This is a genomic window from Mycobacterium sp. 20KCMC460 (assembly GCF_022179425.1).
Taxonomy (GTDB): domain Bacteria; phylum Actinomycetota; class Actinomycetes; order Mycobacteriales; family Mycobacteriaceae; genus Mycobacterium; species Mycobacterium kiyosense.
In genome coordinates, this window is sequence record NZ_AP025524.1 from 714,566 (window position 1) to 731,892 (window position 17,327).

General features: G+C 67.1%; 19 protein-coding genes. 13 read left to right on the forward strand and 6 right to left on the reverse strand.

From position 1 onward, the window contains the following. Positions 1 to 16: 16 nt before the first annotated feature. The 3 genes from MKCMC460_RS03360 to MKCMC460_RS03370 are packed head-to-tail and all read right to left on the reverse strand — an operon-like array spanning position 17 to position 2,244. Entirely contained in the window at positions 17 to 565 is a 549-nt protein-coding gene (locus tag MKCMC460_RS03360; RefSeq protein ID WP_236980034.1) for a TetR/AcrR family transcriptional regulator, read from the reverse strand. Then, on the reverse strand, positions 562 to 1,407 hold the full coding sequence (locus MKCMC460_RS03365; RefSeq protein ID WP_236980036.1) for a thioesterase family protein: 846 nt from the start codon (positions 1,405 to 1,407) through the stop codon (positions 562 to 564). The genes MKCMC460_RS03360 and MKCMC460_RS03365 overlap by 4 nt, the downstream gene beginning before the upstream one ends. Before the next feature lie 18 nt (positions 1,408 to 1,425). Continuing rightward, a complete protein-coding gene (locus MKCMC460_RS03370; protein ID WP_236984587.1) occupies positions 1,426 to 2,244 on the reverse strand; it encodes an SMP-30/gluconolactonase/LRE family protein in 819 nt (272 codons plus the stop codon). Between the two features lie 148 nt (positions 2,245 to 2,392). Between MKCMC460_RS03370 and MKCMC460_RS03375 the strand changes: the two genes are divergently transcribed. From MKCMC460_RS03375 to MKCMC460_RS03385, 3 genes are read left to right on the forward strand one after another with little or no spacing between them, the layout of a single operon-like run. After that, positions 2,393 to 3,274: an acyl-CoA thioesterase gene (locus MKCMC460_RS03375; RefSeq protein WP_370653138.1), complete on the forward strand. Its 882-nt coding sequence runs from the start codon at positions 2,393 to 2,395 to the stop codon at positions 3,272 to 3,274. A 6-nt stretch (positions 3,275 to 3,280) separates the two neighbouring features. Then, a complete protein-coding gene (locus MKCMC460_RS03380) occupies positions 3,281 to 4,195 on the forward strand; it encodes an LLM class F420-dependent oxidoreductase (RefSeq protein ID WP_236980040.1) in 915 nt (304 codons plus the stop codon). Between the two features lies 1 nt (position 4,196). Then, positions 4,197 to 5,363, forward strand: coding sequence for an acyl-CoA dehydrogenase family protein (locus MKCMC460_RS03385; RefSeq protein ID WP_236980042.1), 1,167 nt, complete (start codon positions 4,197 to 4,199; stop codon positions 5,361 to 5,363). Between the two features lie 116 nt (positions 5,364 to 5,479). On the opposite strand, the gene MKCMC460_RS03390 is transcribed toward MKCMC460_RS03385, so the two are convergent. Further along, complete coding sequence (locus MKCMC460_RS03390) at positions 5,480 to 6,151, reverse strand: DUF427 domain-containing protein (protein WP_236980044.1); 672 nt, start codon at positions 6,149 to 6,151, stop codon at positions 5,480 to 5,482. Between the two features lie 82 nt (positions 6,152 to 6,233). After that, positions 6,234 to 7,049, reverse strand: a complete 816-nt coding sequence (locus MKCMC460_RS03395) for a pentapeptide repeat-containing protein (RefSeq protein ID WP_236980046.1) — start codon at positions 7,047 to 7,049, stop codon at positions 6,234 to 6,236. A gap of 97 nt (positions 7,050 to 7,146) precedes the next feature. Between MKCMC460_RS03395 and MKCMC460_RS03400 the strand changes: the two genes are divergently transcribed. The 10 genes from MKCMC460_RS03400 (at position 7,147) to MKCMC460_RS03445 (ending at position 15,963) form a co-directional block, all read left to right on the forward strand. Continuing rightward, on the forward strand, positions 7,147 to 8,316 hold the full coding sequence (locus MKCMC460_RS03400; RefSeq protein ID WP_236980048.1) for a CaiB/BaiF CoA-transferase family protein: 1,170 nt from the start codon (positions 7,147 to 7,149) through the stop codon (positions 8,314 to 8,316). Positions 8,317 to 8,431: 115 nt separating this feature from the next. Beyond that, positions 8,432 to 8,980 (forward strand): hypothetical protein, encoded by a 549-nt coding sequence (locus MKCMC460_RS03405; RefSeq protein ID WP_236980050.1) that lies wholly within the window; start codon positions 8,432 to 8,434, stop codon positions 8,978 to 8,980. A gap of 11 nt (positions 8,981 to 8,991) precedes the next feature. Further along, positions 8,992 to 9,696: an NIPSNAP family protein gene (locus MKCMC460_RS03410; protein WP_238305951.1), complete on the forward strand. Its 705-nt coding sequence runs from the start codon at positions 8,992 to 8,994 to the stop codon at positions 9,694 to 9,696. Beyond that, positions 9,693 to 10,904 (forward strand): cytochrome P450, encoded by a 1,212-nt coding sequence (locus MKCMC460_RS03415; RefSeq protein WP_236980051.1) that lies wholly within the window; start codon positions 9,693 to 9,695, stop codon positions 10,902 to 10,904. Before MKCMC460_RS03410 ends, MKCMC460_RS03415 begins: the two co-directional genes overlap by 4 nt. 1 nt (position 10,905) lies before the next feature. Beyond that, positions 10,906 to 11,874 (forward strand): zinc-binding dehydrogenase, encoded by a 969-nt coding sequence (locus MKCMC460_RS03420; protein ID WP_236980053.1) that lies wholly within the window; start codon positions 10,906 to 10,908, stop codon positions 11,872 to 11,874. Beyond that, positions 11,871 to 12,611, forward strand: a complete 741-nt coding sequence (locus MKCMC460_RS03425) for an HpcH/HpaI aldolase/citrate lyase family protein (protein WP_236980055.1) — start codon at positions 11,871 to 11,873, stop codon at positions 12,609 to 12,611. Before MKCMC460_RS03420 ends, MKCMC460_RS03425 begins: the two co-directional genes overlap by 4 nt. Further along, positions 12,608 to 13,006, forward strand: coding sequence for a nuclear transport factor 2 family protein (locus MKCMC460_RS03430; protein WP_236980057.1), 399 nt, complete (start codon positions 12,608 to 12,610; stop codon positions 13,004 to 13,006). Before MKCMC460_RS03425 ends, MKCMC460_RS03430 begins: the two co-directional genes overlap by 4 nt. Continuing rightward, positions 13,003 to 13,725, forward strand: a complete 723-nt coding sequence (locus MKCMC460_RS03435; protein ID WP_236980058.1) for an SDR family NAD(P)-dependent oxidoreductase — start codon at positions 13,003 to 13,005, stop codon at positions 13,723 to 13,725. The genes MKCMC460_RS03430 and MKCMC460_RS03435 overlap by 4 nt, the downstream gene beginning before the upstream one ends. Positions 13,726 to 13,833: 108 nt before the next feature. Then, positions 13,834 to 15,024 (forward strand): enolase C-terminal domain-like protein, encoded by a 1,191-nt coding sequence (locus MKCMC460_RS03440; protein ID WP_238305308.1) that lies wholly within the window; start codon positions 13,834 to 13,836, stop codon positions 15,022 to 15,024. Between the two features lie 9 nt (positions 15,025 to 15,033). Beyond that, the gene (locus MKCMC460_RS03445) at positions 15,034 to 15,963 is read left to right on the forward strand and encodes an alpha/beta hydrolase (protein ID WP_236980060.1); all 930 of its coding nucleotides are present in this window, start codon (positions 15,034 to 15,036) and stop codon (positions 15,961 to 15,963) included. Here MKCMC460_RS03445 and MKCMC460_RS03450 read toward each other — a convergent pair. Continuing rightward, entirely contained in the window at positions 15,954 to 17,324 is a 1,371-nt protein-coding gene (locus tag MKCMC460_RS03450; protein WP_236980062.1) for a sensor histidine kinase KdpD, read from the reverse strand. The two genes, MKCMC460_RS03445 and MKCMC460_RS03450, sit on opposite strands and share 10 nt — an antisense overlap. Positions 17,325 to 17,327: the final 3 nt, after the last annotated feature.

Sequence of the window (17,327 nt, forward strand, 5' to 3'; positions counted from 1 at the left end):
ATTTCTCGGCGCAGCTTCAGTCCGTCGTTTTGATCCCCACCGCATGGCGCAACTGCGCCAGGAACTGCTCGGCGTCGTCACTGCGAACGACGTAGTGCGAGATCGCGATTCGGATCACCGTCGCGGCCTTGACCGCCGCGTTGGGTCCGGGGATCAGCCGCTGCAGACCCGCCCGCATCTCCGGGATCACCCCGGACATCTGCGCGATGACGTGCTCGGGTTCGATGTCGACCATCCGCACGCCCGAATACGAATACTGGTAGTCGACGATGAAACGCATTGCGGCGTCCAGTCTTTCGACGCCCTTGAGCCCGGCGGTGGCCTTGGCCAAGCCCCTTTCGAACACTTCGCGCTCGTAGCGCGAGAACGCCGACATCAGCTCCTCTTTGGAGGCGAACCAGCGATACAGCGTGGGCCGCGACACCTGGGCCTGGGTCGCGACCTCCGACAGGCTGAGCTTGGTCTTGCCGCTGCGGGCCAGGACTTCGGCGGTGGCCGCCAGGATGCGTTGACGGGTTGAGCTGTCGGTGTCGAAGGCGTCGGTCACTTCGGGAGCTTGGCTCATGCGTCCACCTTCGGCTGCTTGGGAGGCCTCGGCGGCCTGGGTCGCACCAGTACCGACTGCTGGATGGCGCCGACCGCACTCTGTTCGTCGAACAGGGTTCCGACCGTGGTACCGATGCCGTCCGGCCCGTAGCTGGTCTCGGCGCGGATGCCGATCCACTCCCCTTCGGGGACCCGGAAGACGTGCACGGCCAGGTCGGTGTTGAGGAACGTCCACTTGCTGATGTCCAGCTTGCTGCCGATGCCGTTGGCGCAGTCGGCCACCGCGAACAACCGTTCCAGCGGGGTCATCGCTTCACCTGCCACCAGGGATGCGGTCGGCTTGATCCACGATTCACCGGGGCCCTGGGTCAGGCGTTCGGTCAGCCACAGCCACTGCAGGCTGTGCACGTAGTTGCGGTCCCAGTTGCGCGCCTTCATGTCCCGGTCGTGCGCCTCGGACCGCGGGCGGGGCATGGGCGCCGACGCATTCGCCGCGGCCGTGGTGTCGATCTGCTGCAGCCGCCAGCCGCTGGCCCGCGCCACCGGCCGGGGTTCGCCGTCGGGTCCGGGTGCCAGCATCTCGGCGGTCACGAGTTCGATCTGCTTGCCGCCACGTTCCAGTCGCGAGCGCACCCACAGGTCACCGTCGGCAGGGACCGGGCCGAGCAGGTCGACCACCACCCGGCTCAGCCGGGTGTCGTCGCGTTGCTCGCAGCGCTCCAGCGCGCGGGTCAACAGCGCCGATACCGGGGCACCGTGCTGGATCGACGACGACCAGGTGCCGCGGGCCAGGTCGGTGGCGCGGAACTTCTCGCCCCTCGGGTCGGCGCTGTCGAGCAGCTCGTAGTACGAGTCGGACAATGCATCCACCTTCACGTGTCAGGGCAAGCCGGCGCCGGGGACCTCGACCCGCACGGCGTCCAGCCTTGCCAGCCGGGTGCCCACCAGGCGTTGGGGATAAGCATCGGTGCTCGACAGCAAAAACAGGGTGCGGCGCTCCGGGCCGCCGAGTGCGCACGCGATCGCCACCCGATCACCCATGTCGATGCGGTCCGTCACTTCGCCGCCGGCGGTGATCCGCTCGAACTGGTGCGCCAGCGTCATCGCCGCCCATACCCCACCGTGGGCGTCGAGCGCGATGCCGTCGGGCGGGCCGTCGAGATTGTCGGCGAAGATCCTGCGGTCGCGCAGCTCGCCGTCGTCTCCGATGGTGAACGCCGTCAGCCGGCGGCCCATCGACTCGGCGACGATCAGGCTGCGGCGGTCTTCGGTGATCACCATGCCGTTGGGAAAATCGAGGTCCTCGGCGACGACGGTGGCGGTGTCGTCGGGGTCCAGCCGGATGATGGTGCCGCCTTCGAAAGCCTGTGATCCGATGTAGGCGCGGCCGGCGTCGTCGATCACCATGTCGCCGAGGCTGGCCGGGGTGAGTCCGGAGAGGTCGGCGACCGGAACGATGGTGTCGCCGTCGTAGTGCAGCACGGTGCGGTCTTCGGCGGAGACGATCAGCAGGCAGCCGTCGGGCCGGAAGCCCAGCCCCGACGGCGAATGGCCGGGCAGCGGCACGGTGGTCAGCGAGCCGCGCATGTCGCAGGTGTGCACGGCCTCGCCGAGCATGTCGGAGAACCAGAGCAGCCCCTCGAACCAGCGCGGCCCCTCGCCGAAGCAAAAGCCGTGGGCCAGCGGCGACGGCGCCAGAGTGCCGTTACAAATCACTGCCAGAGTGTCAGGCACCGCGGGTATTGCTGTCAACGCGCGTTATCTTGTGATGCCATCGGTTAGCTTTACAAACAATGCGCAAAGTGTCACGCTGAGCCGTGAGCTGCCGGAGCGAGGGGTGAGTGCGTTGACGACGGAATCCGAACAGGTGCAGTGGTCGGTCGAGAGCCTGCTGGAACTTTTCGAAGTACAGCCGGCGGGCCCCGACCGCTACACGGCCGAGACCGGGCTGGCCGGACAAGACGGCCGCCAGGTGGTGGAGGGCACCCAGGTGGTGGCGCAGGCGATCGTGGCGGTGGCGAACCGCTTCAGCGGCAAGTCGGTGCGCTCGGCGCACGCCGTGTTCGCCCGCGCCGTCATGGTGGGCCCGCCCATCGAGCTCGTCCTCGACGTGCTCAACGAGGGCCGCTCGACGGCCACCGCCATTGTCTCGGTGCTGCAGAACGGCAAGCGCTGCGTGGTGGTGACCTTGCTGACCGACGTGCCCACCGGCGACGTGATCCGTCACCACCTGACCCGGCCCGACGTGGTGTCACCCGCCGAGGCCAACCCGGCGCACATGCCGATGATCGGCCGGGAGCTGCGGCTGGTCGACGTGGTCGACGTGAACAGCCCCGACGAGGTCGGCCCACCCGAGCTGTACGCGTGGTTGCACTACGACCCCATCCCCGAACGCGACGACCTAGCCAAGGCCCTGATCGCGTATTTCACCGGTCACCTTGGCATTTCGACCACCATGCGGGCGCATCCGGGTATCGGCACCGCGCAGGCGCACCTGACCGTGTCGACCGCGCCGATGTCGATCTTCGTGTCGTTCCACGAACCGGTGCAGTGGGACGGGTGGCTGCTCTACAGCCACGAGAGCACCCAGGTGGGTGCGGGAATGTCCTATGTGCGCGGTGCGGTGCACACCGAGGACGGCGACCTGTTGTGCTCGTTCGCCCAGGAGGCACTGATCCGGCCGCTGCGCACCAGCGACACCTCGATCGAGGCAGCAGCGAGGTTCTGAAATCCTATGCGCTTCACCATCACCCACCCGATGCACAGCCATCCGTACAACCCGGAGCTGGCGGGCGGGGCGGGCATCGCGACGGTGGCGGCGGCGGCCGAGAAGGCTGGTTTCCACGGCTTCGGCTTCACCGATCATCCGGCCCCCTCGCAGCGGTGGCTGGATGCGGGCGGGCATGATTCACTGGATCCGTTTGTCGCGCTTGGCTTTGCGGCGGCTAAGACGTCCACGTTACGGCTGATCCCGAACATCGTGGTGCTGCCCTACCGAAACCCGTTCGTGGTGGCCAAGTCTGGCGCGACGCTGGATCTGCTGTCCGAGGGACGATTCACCCTCGCCGTCGGGGTCGGTTACCTGCGGCGGGAGTTCGCCGCGCTGGGCGTCGACTACGACGAGCGCGCGGCGTTGTTCGAGGAAGCGCTCGAAGTGATCCGGGCGATCTGGACATCCGACGACATCACTTATCAGGGAAAGCATTTCGATGCGCGCGGCATCACCGCGCACCCGCGGCCGGTGAGCCGGCCGCCGATCTGGGTGGGCGGCAACACCACCACGGCGCGGCAGCGGGTCGCTCAGTTCGGTGACGGCTGGTGCCCGTTTCCCGCGCCGGCCGGCTTGGCGCGCACCGCGGGCACCGCGCCGATGGATTCGCTGGAGATCCTTGCCGCGGGCATCGAGGACTTACGGCGGCGCTGCGAGAAGCTGGACCGTGACTGGTCGGCGCTGGACGTGACGTTCACCAACTCCGAGGGTGGTAGCCCCGCGACGGACGACTTTGCCGCGGACACATATCTGGACGGCCTGGAAAAGCTTGCCGCACTGGGCGTTACCTGGGTGTCGGTACACCTGCCCGGCGACAGCCTGGCGCACGTGCTGGAGACCATCGACCGGTTCGGCTCCTCGGTGATCGATGTGATCTGACATGGACTTCTCCCGCGTCGTGCTTTCCGACGACGACCAGGCCTTCTACGCGCAGATGCGCGAGTTCGTCACCGAGCACGTCACCGACGACGTGCGCCGCCGCAATCGCGAGTTCGGTGAGAACTTCGACGAGCAGGTTCACTTGGCGCTCGGTGCGGCCGGCTATCTCGCCGACGACTTCCGGCAGGAATCCGAAGGCGGTTTCAGCGCGGTGCGCCGGCGCATCTTCAATCTGGAGATCGCCCGCGCGCACACGCCGTGGTACCACTGGGGCACCACATCGGTTGTCGCGCATCTAGTTTCGGAATTCGCCGAGCCCGAGCTGGTGAAGCGGGTGCTACCGGGTGTGCTGTCCGGTCACATCCGGCTGTGCCTGGGCTACACCGAGCCCGATGGCGGCTCCGACGTCGCCACCTGCAAGACCCGCGCGACCCGTGACGGCGACGGCTGGATTATCAATGGCTCCAAGATGTTCACCTCGAACGCGCAGAACGCCGCATATGTCTTTCTGTTGACGAACACCGACCCGGACGGACCGAAACACAAGAACCTGACCATGTTCCTGGTGCCACTCGATACGCCGGGCATCGAAATCCAGGGCATCCGCACCCTGGACGGCGACCGCACCAACATCGTCTACTACAGCGACGTGCGGGTCGACGACCTCTACCGCATCGGCGAGGTCAACGGCGGCTGGACGGTGATGCGGGCGGCACTGGATTCCGAGCACGGACTCGTCGAAAAAGATGCCGAGGGCTTGCAGGATGTCGCGGCGATGGCCGGGCACGGCATGCTGATGGCCGAGGCCATCGACGGAGTTGCGGGTGTCGTGGCCGGGGACGACGAGTACGTACAGCATCGACTCGGCCGTTGCTTCGCCCGGGTGGAGGCGGCGCTGTCCACGCCGGGGATGTTCGGACGTGTCGCGATCGGCCAGACCATGCGCGAGGTGTCCGGGGAGTTGATGGAAATCCTGGGCCGGGCGGCGGTGCTGCCCACCGATGCTCCCGGCTCACCCGATGACGGGGCCCTGGAACACGTTGCGCGCCTGGCGTTGCCGATGGGTATCTACGGCGGGTCGCTGGAGGTGTTCCGCAACATGATCGCCCAGCATGAACTTCGGTTGGGGCGGCCCGCCTATGGTTCGGGGAGCTCCGCAGCTACGTAAGCTGCGCGAGCGGCCCCAAATGTACGCCAAAATCGCGGTTTTAGCGGCAATTTGGGGCCGCTCGGGCAGGCTGCGAAGGTGGGCCGACGGTGGGCCGGCCGTGGGCCGGCCCCGCCTCACGACTCGGGAAGCTCGGCCGCTACCTGAACTTTCGTCTCGTCGAAGCTCAGAAAGCCTTTGATGGGCCCGGTTTCGGGCAGCGGGTCTTCGTAGCTCCACGCGATGTCGGTGTGGTGCGACATGGGCGCCCAATACGTGGCGTAGCCCTTGTAGTTGCAGTAACTCGACGTCTCGGTCTTGTGCAACAGATCGGTACGAACATGCTGGGGTGCCACGTAAAGCCTTGGTGGCAGCGCGGTTTCGAACACAACGACCGTGTCGTCGGTGTCTACCAGCGTGATGCCGTCGTCCAGGGTTACCCGTAGCCGTCTGCTGGTCGGGCGGCAGTCGACCCGGTGATACGGATTCGGCGGGTAGTGGACCAGTTTGCGTCCCTCCTCGATCCACGCGTCGACGGCGTCCCACGGCACGTGCACGTACCCGGGGGCCTCGGGTTCCGGCTCGGTTGGAAGGTTCGTGACGAGTTCGGTGGGAAACACGTAGCTGAGCGGACGGCCGGCGCGGTGCACCATGAGCGCCTGCTCGGTGTCGATGACGGTGCGGCCGTCCTTGACGGCCTGGATGCGGCGCGGGTGTGGCTCGATGTAGACGACTTCACTGGGGATCGGGGGAGCGAAGCGTCCGGCAGGATCGACGCTGAGTGGACCGCGGCCGGCTACCAGGCTCACCGAGTCACCTTCGAGACGAACAAAGGCAGTTCACTTCCCTCCACGCGCACTGCTCCGCGCACCCGCGAGCTTATCGGCGTTGCTACGAATGCGTGAGATCAAACGCAGCGCTGATGGCATCGCGGAGACCACCCGGGTAACTGTCCAGAGCCAAAATCCCGATCGAATCATCGGGCAACAGGTCGGCTTCGTCTGCTTCGATTCGAAGAACCTCCTCCGCCGCCCGAGCATCCTGACCAGGCATTGATCTCAGCCGTGAGAGTGCTTGGCGGCACCTCGACGGAAAGAGTTCGACTTCCTCGATGATCGAATCCTGAAAATTGCAGCCTTCGAATACAGTGGACAGCGTCTGGGTACCTTTCCACTTCGTCGCCTTGAAATTGCAGTCGACGAAAGATCCCGGGTCGGTGGAAACATTTCTCAGATTTGCATCCTGAAAATCGCAACCGATGTATTGACTGCCCGGTTTTCGGGCTTCGACCCGAGCCCCGAGCTGTGCCCGCCTGAGGTCGGCGGACACGAACGAGCAGCCCGATAGTCGGGCTGAGTAGGTGCGCAGCGAAGGCGATCGTGCTTGATCGAATACGCAGTTCGTGAATTCAGACTCCAGCAGACGGAACTCGGGCAGAGTTGCGTAGCTCAGGTCGACACGACCCTGATAGTCAGGGTAAGGCGATTCGGCGCGACCCCGCGACAATGCGCCGATTACGGATGCGGTGGTCTCAATGCTCCAGCGCGTTCGTAGTTCTTTATCTTGGCGGGACATACTGAACTCCTCCCCACCCGACTCCACCGCTGTCGCCACGCGTGCAGACCCGGACACCTCGGCCAGTGCGTCGGCCAGCCAGTCAGCCACTCTGCGGGCAGCATCCACGTCCACCGCCGCGTCGAAATCCATCCCCTCAACCTCCCACGTTGAGCCGGTAACGGCCAACGGCATCTTCCAAATGTCCCTTCTATGCGTGCGTTCGGGGGTGCTGGTTAGTGTTCCAGCTATGGCGGGACCGATGGAGGGCTTCAACGTCGTCGAGCTCGGAGTCTGGGTCGCGGGCCCGGCGACGGGTGGCATCCTGGCCGATTGGGGCGCCGACGTCGTCAAGATCGAGCCGCCGACCGGGGATCCCGGCCGGCTGTTCGGGCGGATGCTGGGCTGCGATCTGGGCGTGAACCCGCCGTTCGAGATGGACAACCGGTCCAAGCGCAGCGTCGTGCTGGACCTCACCACCGACGAGGGTCGTCAACACGCGTTCGAATTGCTGGATGGCGCAGACGTTTTCGTCACCAACGTGCGGCCCCGGGCGCTGCGCCGCCTCGGTCTGGACTACGAAACGGTGGCCAAGAGCAACCCGCGACTGGTCTACGGGCTGATCACCGGATACGGCGAAACCGGGCCCGACGCCGATCGCGCCGCCTACGACGTGGCGGCCTTCTGGTCGCGCGGTGGCATCGCGCATCTGCTGACCCGGCCGGGCGACACCCCGCCGTTTCAGCGCGGCGGCATGGGCGACCACTCCGCCGGCATGACACTGGCCGCCGCGGTATGCGCCGCACTGCTTTCCCGCGCACGCACCGGCGCGGGTCAGCTCGTCACCACCTCGCTGTACCGGCAGGGCGCCTACACGATCAGCTTCGACCTCAACACGTACCTACTTACCGGCCAGCCGATCGCGATCGGCCAACGCGAAACCATGGGCAACCCGGTGATGAACAACTACGCCGCCGGCGACGGACGCCGGTTCTGGATCGTCGGGCTGGAGGTGGACCGGCACTGGCCCGCGCTGTGCCGCGTGGTCGGCCGGCCCGACTGGCTCACCGATCCCCGGTACGCCAACGCCCGCTCCCGCGCGGCCAACGCGGTGCAACTCATTGCCGCGCTCGACGAGATCTTCGCGACCAAGACGCTGGACGAATGGGCCGAACTCTTCGCCGAAGAACCGGACTTCTTCTGGTCGCCGATCAACGGCCTCGAGGACATCGTTGCGGACGAGCAGTTTCACGCCGCGGGCGGAATCGTGGACGTTCCCGAGGAGGACTCCGTGGTGCCAATGGTGGCCACCCCCGCGGATTTCCACGGAACTCCCTGGTCGGCACGCTCCCGAGCTCCCGAACTCGGCCAGCACACCGACGAGGTGCTCACCGAACTGGCCTCCCGCCGGACCACCTGAACGGGCGCTAAAGCTTTACAAAATTATGCAAAAGTGTCACGCTGTGCAGTGAGCCGGGGGTCCCGCTTCGCGGGCCTGGTGACAGCCCACGACAAGCGCGACAGGCATAGGTTTGATGGTCACTCAAACGTTCGGCGTCGGCGATCGCCCTAGCAACGGGGCCCCGCGACGCAACCGCGATGATGGACAGGCGCTGCGGCATCGGCTCGAGGTCGTCGCCGCCGACACCGGCGACGTCGTGCAGACTACCGGCGGCTGGTTGTTCGACCGCGTGATGGCGGGATGGCAGGTCAACGTCCTGCTGCCGCGGGGTTGCGCCGCCCGCCCCCTGCAGATTCTCGGCGTGCGGGTATCGGAGCTGGAGTCAGAACTCGACGAGACGGACCTGCGCAGCCACGGCCTGGCCGTCAGCTCCGAGGCGTTCAACGCCGACGACCGCGTCCGCAACAAGGTGCGCAAGGCCCTGGACAAGCGATTCGCCGACGTCGCGCTGTGGGGCGAGCACTGGCCACTGGGGATGACGCGCGGCATGCGCAGAATCGAGTACACCCTTAGCGCGGCGGCCCGGGCGTTCAAGGGTCAGGCGCTGCATGCCGCCGGATTACCCTACGGCGCAGTCGATTCCGTCGAGTCGTTGTTCACCGATTCGGCCTGGCTCGGCTGAGCCGGATGGCGATGAAGAAGTACTACCGCCATACGCTGCTGTACCTGCACGAGACCATCGACCTGGGCTCGGGCCGCAGCGATCGCTTCACCGAGGTGTTCGTCGACACCTATCAGCCGATGATGGAATCGCTTGGCGCCCGGCTGTTCTCGATCTGGGAGACCACCCCGTTCAACGGTCACTGGCCGCAGGTGACGATCATCTGGGAGATCGACGGCTTCTCCGACTACGCGCGGATCGGCGCCGCGCAGTCCCGCGGCGGCAGCCACGAAGCGGCCGCCGGAAAATGGTCGGCGTTCCTGGCCGACATCGGCGCCAACGGGGAGGGCCGAATCATGTACGCCGGGCCGAGCAACAAACCGCTGGCGCAGCTGCGGGAAGCAAATTTCAGTGCCGCGCTGGTGATTCAAGAGATCATGCAAACCAAGCCCGGCCGCCAGGACGACTACATCCGGGAACTGGAGCGGCTTTATGTCCCGTGGTCGGAGAGCACCGGCAAGCACTGGCTGGGTTCGTTCACCACCACTTTCCGATTCAACGAGGTCATCCACTACTGGGCGCTGGAGGGGGGGTGGGAGTGCTTCGCCAACCACTACCCGTCCTGGAAGGACAGCCCGCCGGCCGAGATCGTCACCTGGATGAGCGTGGCGCCCGCATTACGTGACGGCTGGGAAGACTCCATCCTGCAGGCGCTACCGCCGTCGCCATTGCAATGACCGAGTTCCACTACGACCCGTTCGACCCGCAGGTGATGGCCGATCCGCCGGCCTACTACCGCATCCTGCGCGACGAGTACCCGGTGTATTACATGCCGCGCTGGGATACCTACGCGCTGTCCCGATTCGAGGACATCTGGCGGGTGCTGGAAGTCAACGACGGCACCTTCGTGGCCTCCGAGGGGACGCTGCCGCCGGCATCGGTGCTGGCCAAGCACAACGACGGGCCGGTCGCCGATCCGCCGTTGCACCCGTTGCCTTTTCACGCGGTGTTCGACGCGGATCTGTACGGAGAGATCCGGCGCGCGCACTCCCAGCCGTTCCGGCCGCGGTCGGTCACCTCGCTGGAATCCCGGATCCGGGCGCTGGCCAACGAACGTCTCGATTTACTGCTGCCGCGCGGCGAGTTCGACCTCACCCAGGAGTACGGTGGCATCGTCGCAGCGTCGATGGTGTGTGAATTGCTCGGCATCCCATCCGATCTCGCCCCGCAGGTGCTGGCTGCGGTGAACGTCGGCAGCCTGGCCCAGCCCGGCGAAGGCGTCGACACGGCCGAATCGAGGCCCAACTACCTGCAATTCCTGATACCCGTGGTCGAGCGGCACCGAAACGGCGGTGAGCGAGCGCTGCCGATCGTCGACGGACTGCTCGGCTACCACCTGCCGGACGGCAGCGCGCTCAGCGACACCGAGGTCGCCACCCAGATGTTGTGTGTGTTCATCGGCGGCACCGAAACCGTCCCCAAGATCGTGGCGACCGGGCTGTGGGAGCTCAGCCGCCGTCCCGACCAGCTGGCCGCGGTGCGAGCCGATCTCGACGCAAACGTGCAGATCGCCCGGGAGGAGATTCTGCGCTACTGCGCTCCCGCACAATGGTTCGCCCGCACCGCGCGCAAGCCGTTCAGCCTGCACGGCCAAACCATCCAACCCGGACAGCGGGTCATCACGCTGCTGGCCTCGGCCAACCGCGACGAACGGGAATACCCCGACCCCGACGAGTTCATCTGGGACCGGCCGATCAAGCGGTCGCTGGTGTTCGGTCGCGGCCAGCACTTCTGTCTCGGCTTCCACCTGGCGCGGCTGGAAGTTGCGGTTTTGCTGCAGGAATGGCTGCAACGGGTGCCCGACTTCCAGATTCGCGACGACGACGCGGTGCGGTTGCCGTCGAGTTTCCAATGGGGCTGGAACAACATTCCCGTGGAGGTATGACGTGTGGTCCTACCGGATCATCGCCCCCTATGTGTTCGAGAAGACCGAGATCCCCGAGAAGACCGCCGACGATCTGGCGGATCGTCAAGTGCTGCTGCGGTTTCTGGCCGCCGGGGTCTGCGGCAGCGACCTGCCGGGCTTCCGCGGTGCCCAGGGACGACTCCCCGGCGACGACGGTCGCAGCGCAGCCGAGAAGGACGGCTTCCCGATCCACGAGGTCGCCGGCGAGGTGCTCGCCAGCCGGCACCCCGAACACCGGCCCGGCGACCTGGTGGTGGGCTGGGCGTCCGGCTTCGACGGCATGATGGAGCGGGTCATCAGCGACGGGGACGGCCTGGCACCCTACGACCCGTCGCTGACCCCGGCGCAGGCGGTCGGCCTGCAACCACTGGCCTGCGTGTTGTACGCGTGCGAGCAGTTGCCGGAGCTGGCCGGGCGGCACGTCGCGATCATCGGGCAGGGATCGATCGGGTTACTGTTCTCTTACATCGCCAAAGTCGCCGGGGCCAGCAGGGTGACCGGCGTCGATCCGGTTGACCGCGAAAAGCTCTGGCACACATACGGAGTCGACGACGGGGTGCGCGCCACCAGCGACCGGTGGGTGAGCCGGCTCGCGCCGGAAGATCGCGCCGACATCGTCATCGAAGCGGTCGGCCACCAGGTGGCCACCCTGGGGCACGCCGTCGAAGCCGCGGCATTCGGCGGCACCGTGTTCTACTTCGGTGTGGCCGACGACGAGTCCTACCCGATCAATATGCGCAGCATGCTGCGCAAGAACCTGACCCTGAAATCCGGTGTGACCCTTGATCGGCGTCGCATGCTGGACCAGGCCGGCAAGTTCGCGGCCGAACATCCGGCGTTGCTCGAGGCCTACCTCACCCACACCTTCGGGGTCGACGACGTGCAGGCCGCGTTCGAGTTGGCCTGCCGGCCCGACCCGCAGCGGGTCAAGATCGCCATCAGCGCATGAGTGTCTTCCAGAGCCGGCCGCAGCGCCCGATCTGGGGTGGCTGGATCACCGGCCCCACCCTGATCGGCCCGGAGGAGTTCGCCGGGGCCGGGTACGACTACGTCGGATTCGACACGCAGCACGGCTATCTCGACGACGCCGATGTCGCAAAGATCCTGCGGCGCCTCGAGAACGTGCCGATCGCCACCGCGGTGCGGCTGCCCAACGCCGACCCGGCGCCGATCGGGCGGGTGCTCGACGCCGGGGCCGACGCCGTCATCATCGCGATGATCGAGTCTCCCGAACAAGCCGCCGCCGCGGTGGCGGCAACCAGATATCCCCCGAACGGGGTACGCAGCTTCGGTCCGCTGCGGGCCGGTCTGGGACATGACCCCGCTGTGCTGGAATCGCGGGCCGGCGTGTTCGCCATGATCGAGACAGCCGCCGCCGCAGCAGATGTCGAGGCCATCTGCGCCGTTCCCGGGCTGACCGGGATCTACGTCGGCCCCGCCGACCTGGCCATCTCGATGGGTGTGGGACCGGTGGGTGCCCTGCGCGATCCGCAGGTGCTCGACGCGATCAAGCGAATCCACCGGGCGACCGCCGCGGCAGGTCTGGTCACCGGCATCCACGGCAGCGCCGGCAAGGCCGGTAATGCGTTGGCCAAGCTGGGTTTTCAGATGATCACCCTGGCGTCGGAGTCGCAGGCGCTGCGCCGCGGAGCCGCCGAACACCTGCGTGAGGCGAGTGCCGAATGACCGACGCCGTCAGCGCGATCCGCGAACTGCTCGCGGAATACGCGTTGGCCCTGGACGCCCACGACACGGCCAAAGCGCTCACGCTGTTCACCGAGGATGCCGAATTCACGGTCTACGGGCGCACATTCGCAGGCCGCAGCGGCATCAGCACGATGTTCCAAGAGGCGCCGCGTGGTTTGCATCTGCTCGGCGCCACCCGCATCGAGGTCGGCGCCGACACCGCGACAGCGAAATCCCAGGTGCTGTTCGTCAACGCCAGCACTCAGCAGCAACGACTCGCGCACTACGAAGACGCGCTGGTGCACCGCGACGGCCGCTGGTTGATTCGCCGACGCCGGTGCCGGTTCGTCACCAGCAGAGGGCTTTCCGACAGTCCGGAGGTGGTCTCGCTGTGAAAGTCGCATTGGTCACGGGCGCCGCCGGCGGACAAGGCTGGGCGATCGTGCAGAAGCTGCGCGGCAGCGGGTATTCGGTGGCCGCCGGTGATCTGCGGTACGACGAACTCGTCGCCGCCACCAGCGAATCGGGCGACGAATCGGTACTGCCCATCGAGCTCGACGTCACCGACCCGGCGCAATGGGAGGCCGCCGTCGCCGTCACCGTCGAACGGTTCGGCGCGCTGAGCACCCTGGTCAACAATGCGGGCCTGCTGCACCGCGCCCCGCTGGCCGAGGAATCGATCGACGACTTCGAAAGTTCTTGGCGGGTCAATTGTTTGGGCGCATTCCTGGGTATGCGTGCCGCACTTCCGCACCTGCGGACGGCCCAGAGCGCGGCGATCGTCAACATCTGTAGCACCGGAGCGATCCGGCCCTTCCCGCAGCACTGTGCGTATGGTTCGGCGAAGTGGGCGCTGCGCGGCCTGACCCAAACCGCCGCCGCAGAACTCGGCCCGGACCGCATCCGCGTCAACGCGGTCTTCCCCGGACCCATCGCCACCCCCATGCTCGACGAAGACATCCAGCAGCGGCTGGCGTCGGTTGCGATGTTCGGCCGCCTCGGCCGGCCCGGCGAGATCGCCGACGCGGTGTCCTTTCTGGTCTCCGACGAGGCTTCCTTCATCACCGGCTCGGAACTGGTGGTCGACGGCGGCCAATGTCTGCAGATCCGCTGAGCGCCGCCGCCAGCAGCTGACTTTCGCCCCTATCAGCGGCACCGGACCGGCTGACATCGTGACAATCGGCTGGATATCAGGTCGCACACGTTGTGGGGGAGATTCGTCGTGAAGATCACCGAGATCCAGGTCGTTCCGTTCGAGACAACCGTCGACCGGATCTCGTTCGGCCAACTTATATCCGATTATCCGGTGGTGCAGACCCTGACCAGGGTGCTCACCGACGAAGGCGTCGAGGGCTGCTACTTCGGTGGTCATTTTCACGGCGACCAGGACGGCCTGCTACCCGGTGACCAGGCCCTGATCAGGGATTTCCTCGGGCCGTTTCTGACCGGCCGGGACCCGCTGGACCGCGCCGAGATATGGCGGCAGCTCTGGGCGGCGAAGCTGCCCGAGAACGTGTGCAGCGTGATCGATCTGGCGTTGTGGGATCTGGCCGGCCGGGCGAGCGGGCTGCCCGTCCACAAGCTGCTCGGCGGTGCGCGCGACAAGGTCAAGGCATACGCCAGCAGCTTCAACAACCTGGGCAGGCCCGAGGACTACGCCGCCCACGCCGCCGAATGCCAGCGTCAGGGGTACCGCGCCTACAAGATCCATCCCTACCACTACTGGAACCCCGCCACCGGTCAGCCGGCGCTGCCGCGACCGTCGTACGTGGACTGGGACATCGAGGCGTGCCGCGCGGTGCGGTCGGCGGTCGGGGACGCGATGGTGCTGATGTTCGACCCGTGGGGTACCTACCACAACTACGCGGATGCGCTGCGGGTCGGGCGCGAGCTGCAACGGCTTGGTTTCTACTGGTACGAACACCCGATGCCGGAAACCCGGGTGGAGTCCTACGTCCGGCTGGCCGGTGAACTCGACATCCCGATCTGTTCGCCCGAGATCGCGGCGGGCGGCATCGAGACGCGAGCGGACTGGATTCTGCGCGGCGCCTCCGACATCAGCCGCATCGACGTGCTGCGCGGCGGGATCACCGGAGTGATGAAGCTGGCCGGGATGTGCGAGGCCGTCGGCATGCGCTGCGAACTGCACATGAGCGGCTTCGGGAATCTCCAAGTGCTCGGCGCGACGAGCGAGGACGTATGCGAATACTACGAACGGGGGCTGCTGGGTCCCGGAGCTCGCTACGAGGCCCCGCCTTACCTCGAGGCCGCTTGCGACCCGCTGGATTCGGCGGGCTTCGTCGCCGTCCCTGCTACACCGGGCCTCGGTTACCAGATCAGATGGGACTACATCGAGGCACATCGCCTACCTGATACACAGGTGGAGGCGGTTGCACCCCTGCATCCGAGATAGGACACCCCGATGACAGAGATCCTCGAGCTGCAAGCGGTCGAACGGCTGCATCCCGCCCTACGCACTGTCGCGGTGACCCGGACAATCTTCACCGCCGAGGCCATTCCGCTGATCCGCGAGTCGATGAATCAGCGCCGCGCCGTCCTCGAACACGACACGGCCGGCGTGGCCGTGGCAGACGCCGTCGCCCATCACGTGCCGGTGCGCATCTACCGCGGCGGCGACCGAACCCGACCGGCGCCGGCGGTGGTGTACTGCCACGCCGGCGGCTTCGCGCTGGGCAACCTCGACACCGACCACCGGCAGTGCATCGAAATCGCCCGTCGGGCAAGGTGTTCGGTGGTGTCGGTGGACTACCGGCTGGCGCCGGAGAATCCCTTCCCGGCCGCCCTGGAGGACGCGGTCACGGTGCTGAACTGGGTGGCCGGCAGCGCGGCGCAACTGGGGGTGGACCCGGCGCGGCTGGCCGTGGCCGGCAGCAGCGCGGGAGCCACCCTGGCCGCCTGCCTGGCCCATGGTGCCGCCGACGGACTGTTGCCCTCGCTGGTGTTCCAGCTGCTGCACCAGCCGGTGCTCGATGATCGGCTCACCGCGTCGCGAACCGAATTCCGCGCCACTCCGGCGTTCGACGGGGAAGCCGCGACGCTGATGTGGCAGCACTACCTGGCCGGGGAGGCGCCCACCGAGCAGGCGGTTCCGGCCAGGCGCGCCGAATTGTCCGGCCTGCCACCGGCATTGGTCACCTGTGCGGAGGTCGACCCATTCCGCGACGAGGCGGTGGACTACGCGCTGCGGCTGCTGCGCGCCGGAGTCGGCACCGGGTTGCACGTGTTTCCCGGCGCCTGCCACGGATTCGACTCGCTGCTGCCGGACTGGGCGCCCAGTCAACGACTGTTCGCGCTGCAGGGTGAGGCCCTGTCGAAGGCCTTCTACCTCTGATCGCCGGGGGGCTGGGGACCGGGCAGGTCCAGCAGCAACCGGGCGCCACCGAGCGGGCTTTCGTGCAGAGACGCCGTGCCGCCGTGCAGTTCGGCCTGCTGCGCCACCAGGGCGAGGCCCAGCCCGGACCCCGAATGTGACGCTGTCGACCCCCGGGAGAACCGGTCGAACACCGTCCGGCGTTCGTGCTCCGGTATCCCGGTGCCGTCGTCGTCGATGGCGATCTGCACCCCGGCGCGGGAACTGACCGCCGAGAGCTGTACCCGGCTGGCGTGACCGTGCTTGACCGCGTTGGCAATCGCGTTGTCCACCGCCAGCCGCAGCCCGGTGGGCAGGCCCAGCATCAGCAGCGTCGGCGAGGGCAGCAGCGACACCGTCAGGTCGGGGTAGATGCGCTCGGCGTCGTGGGCGGCGCGATCCAGCAACTCGGTGATGTCGACCGGCACGAAGTCGTCGGTGGTGATGGTCTGGCCCTGGGCCAGGCGTTCCAGCGCCGACAGCGTGGCCTCGATGCGGCTCTGGGTGCGCAGCACGTCGGCCATCACCTCCTCGCGCTGCTTGGCGGGCAGCTCGAGGGTCGCCAGCACCTCGAGGTTGGTGCGCATCGCGGTCAACGGCGTACGCAGCTCGTGGGAAGCGACCGAGGCGAAGTCGCGCGCGGAGTCCAGCGCGTCCTTGGTGCGCTGCTGTTCGTCGCCGATCCGGGCCAGCATGCCCTCGACGGCTTCGGCGATCTCCACCGCCTCCCACACGCCGCGGACCTGCACCTCGTCCGGCTTGGACTGGGCGTTGATCGCGCGAGCCTGCTGGGCCAGCAGCCGGAAGGGGTTGATCATGATCAGCCACATGACGCTGCCCACCAGGAAGGTGCCGACGATGACGCTGCCGCAGATCAGCAGCACCCGCAGGTGCAGTTGGTCGATCCGATCCTCGGCCTGGGCCAGCGGTGCCCCCAGCGCGACCCGGGCCTGGCCCGCGGTGAAGGTGCGCACCCGATAGGGCACACCGTTGATCGTGGTGGTGGTGTAGCCGACCGGCAGGTCCGGCAGCACGATGCCGCTCGGCACCGACGCGACGTGACCGTCCAGCCGTACCGTGCGGGCCACGCCGTCGACGGGGGCGGGTTGTTCGGCGGCCGGCGGGTCCTGCAGCAGGATGCTGACGTCGCCCAGGCTGCTCACCGAGTCCAGCCGCCGGTCCAGTTGGCTGTACTGGTCGTTGGTGACGCCCACCCACACCCAGGTGCCCAGGATGATGACCAGGGCGATCACCGACATTGCGGCCACGATCACGATGGTGCGCAACGAGACCACCGGTAGCGGCAGCCGCAGCAGCCGGTAGACCCGGTCGTTGATTGTCATCTG